Raw genomic sequence first — 2,652 nt, forward strand, 5'->3', positions numbered from 1 at the left:
GTGGACATTTGCTGTAAAACAGTGTCTATTAGGGACATGGGAACCTTCGGGTTGGGTTAGAAGTGTCGTTGTGGTAAACAACATTTTACCCTACCGAAGGCTCCCTATTCATATCAATAAGTTAGAAAAAACTGTCCGAACCATTGTGATTTTCAATGTTGTATTTTTACACCTTGAAAGGGCTGGGAAAAGACAGTTAGCCAGAGGGAAGTACCACCAGACCCCACCACGGGAACCGACTGCAACACAGCGACCGAAAATCCAAAGACGGTTATCCAGGAAGAGAGTCACGACGGCCAGTGGCCAGAACTCGCCTATCCAGCGAAGCTCACGGAAACCGAATATGCCGACATCACCGCACAGATCAATCCCCTACCGCCTGAGATCGCCCAGCAAATGCTGGATGTCATCGGGTCCAGGATGCAAAGCGGACAGGTCAGAACCAACCCCGCAGCCCTGCTCAGAGGGGTGATCCGTAAGTACCAAACCGATCCCAACAGCTTCGATCCCTCGTCGGGCTTTCACCTCTCCGACCAGCGCCGCCACCGTGCGGCAACAGAGACCCGGTTACGGGCAGACGCAGCAGATCGAGAGCAGCAGGCTAAACAAAGGGAAGAGAAGCGCACTTCCGAACGGTTATCCCCTATAGGCCGTCAGTGCTTGAACTCCATGCTCCAGTCGCTCCGGGGTCATTAAAAACCCGGCGTGATGACACTGAACGATTTGAGAGCGCCAGAGATGCGTTGGCAGCGGAGCGGTCGGAACCGTGAAGGGCAAAATGACAAGGCAAAAAATGGGGCGGATCGATTCGGTCAGCGTGGGGTTGGCCAGGGCTGGCCTTGATCGGGGCGTGGGCGGTCGAACCGGTCGCGTTCGCCGAGGCGCGTTGCCGGATCGAGCCGACCGCTGCCGCAATCCAGCGGCTGGAGGTTTGGGGTAAAGAATGGGCGGGAACGCAGGGTGCGGTCGCCGCCCATTCGAGCCGTCATGTCGCTTGGGTGGCGGATCGCAGTGGCACGGTATTGGAGGCGTTGATTCTGGTAACGGTGCAGAATACCGACCGCCGATCCGGGCTGACCGCAGACTATCGCCGCCCACAGTGGATTCATTGCAGCGATGGAAATGGATAGGATGAATATCGAGGGATACGTTCAGCAACTCGTGATTAAAGAACAAGGCGGGAAGCCCACAGTATCGGGGCGCAGTGAATGCCAAGCGTCATTGGGTTGCGGTCTGTAGGAGAAGCGGTATTCACTGCCACTCATGGGGATGCAGCACCCTTGACGACGGTGGATGCGGCGCTCTAGTTTTTGCTGAACGAAAACCAGCTTGTTTAACACGGATCACTCTCACGCGAGGGCATCACTGATGGAATATCGATTGTTAGGCGCATCCGGCCTCAAGGTTCCCGTCTTGTCCTTGGGTACGGGCACCTTTGGCGGTCGCGGCGAATTGTTCGCGGCGTGGGGCCAGACCGACGTCGCCGAAGCCCGCCGCTTGGTCGATGTGTGCCTGGACGCCGGGCTGAATCTGTTCGACTCGGCGGACATTTACTCCGACGGGGCCGCCGAGGAGATTCTCGGCGCGGCGATTAAAACCCGTCGTGACCAAGTGCTGATCTCCACTAAAGCCACCTTTCGCCACGGGTCGGGTATCAATGATGTGGGTTCCTCGCGCTATGCCCTTATCCGGGCCGTTGATCGCGCCCTGCGCCGTCTCGGCACTGACTACATCGACTTGTTTCAGCTTCACGGCTTTGACGCCGCCACGCCGGTTGAAGAAACCCTCCGCACCCTCGATGATCTGATCACCGCCGGCAAAATTCGTTACCTCGGTTGCTCGAATTTTTCGGGTTGGCACCTGATGAAATCGCTGGCGGTTTCGGCCCGGTACGGCTGGGCGCGCTACGTAGCGCACCAAGCCTATTACTCGTTGGTGGGCCGGGAATACGAGTGGGAACTCATGCCCCTGGCCCTCGACCAGCAGGTGGGGGGGGTCATCTGGAGTCCGTTGGGTTGGGGCCGACTAACGGGTCGCATCCGGCGCGGCCAACCCCTCCCCTCATCCAGTCGTCTCCAAAGCCCGGTTGCCGCGAGCCTGGGTCCCCAAGTCCCTGAGAACGACCTGTTCCAAGTGATCGATGCGTTGGATGCGGTCGCGGCGGAGACCGGCAAAACCATTCCGCAAATCGCCCTCAACTGGCTCCTGCAACGTCCGTCGGTCTCAACCGTGATCATCGGCGCTCGGGATGAACGTCAGCTTCGCGAGAATTTGGGATCCCTTGGCTGGAGTTTGTCACCCGAACAGATCGCGACGCTGGATCAGGCCAGCGCCGTGCCGAAGATTTATCCCTATTGGCATCAAGCCGGCTTTCAGGAACGGAATCCGTTCCCCACCGGTGATTCCCGATGACCATGGATACCTTCACGACCGAGCAAATTCACGCTATCACCGACCGCGTTCTCCAAGAAGGCCGGATTCCATCGCCGGACGCTTACGACGAGTACGGCCAGCCTTTACTCACTTGGGAGGCGTTCGCCGCCCTCTTCGGGCCGGTACAGCGGAGTCAATGAGATGCCGCTCGCAGTAGGGACGCAAGGGCGTCAGTGGGCCACCTGCTGTAGCCTGCGCCGCCGCCAGGCGAGGCCGGCG

At 58.9% G+C, this 2,652-nt stretch carries 3 protein-coding genes; all 3 read left to right on the forward strand.

The window, feature by feature from the left end:
• Positions 1 to 839 precede the first annotated feature (839 nt).
• The 3 genes from BN874_RS13350 (at position 840) to BN874_RS24625 (ending at position 2,573) form a co-directional block, all read left to right on the forward strand.
• A complete protein-coding gene (locus tag BN874_RS13350; protein ID WP_034434304.1) occupies positions 840 to 1,130 on the forward strand; it encodes a hypothetical protein in 291 nt (96 codons plus the stop codon).
• 238 nt (positions 1,131 to 1,368) lie between these two features.
• Positions 1,369 to 2,412, forward strand: a complete 1,044-nt coding sequence (locus BN874_RS13355) for an aldo/keto reductase (RefSeq protein ID WP_034434306.1) — start codon at positions 1,369 to 1,371, stop codon at positions 2,410 to 2,412.
• Complete coding sequence (locus BN874_RS24625; RefSeq protein WP_154724932.1) at positions 2,409 to 2,573, forward strand: hypothetical protein; 165 nt, start codon at positions 2,409 to 2,411, stop codon at positions 2,571 to 2,573. Before BN874_RS13355 ends, BN874_RS24625 begins: the two co-directional genes overlap by 4 nt.
• The last annotated feature ends 79 nt before the right edge of the window (positions 2,574 to 2,652 follow it).

Source organism: Candidatus Contendobacter odensis Run_B_J11 (genome assembly GCF_000531125.1).
Taxonomy (GTDB): Bacteria; Pseudomonadota; Gammaproteobacteria; order Competibacterales; family Competibacteraceae; genus Contendibacter; species Contendibacter odensensis.

Bases quoted from the DNA above. Each gene is read 5' to 3' on its own strand.
- BN874_RS13355 (WP_034434306.1), top strand. From the start codon at position 1,369: ATGGAATATCGATTGTTAGGCGCATCCGGCCTCAAGGTTCCCGTCTTG.
- BN874_RS24625 (WP_154724932.1), top strand. From the start codon at position 2,409: ATGACCATGGATACCTTCACGACCGAGCAAATTCACGCTATCACCGAC.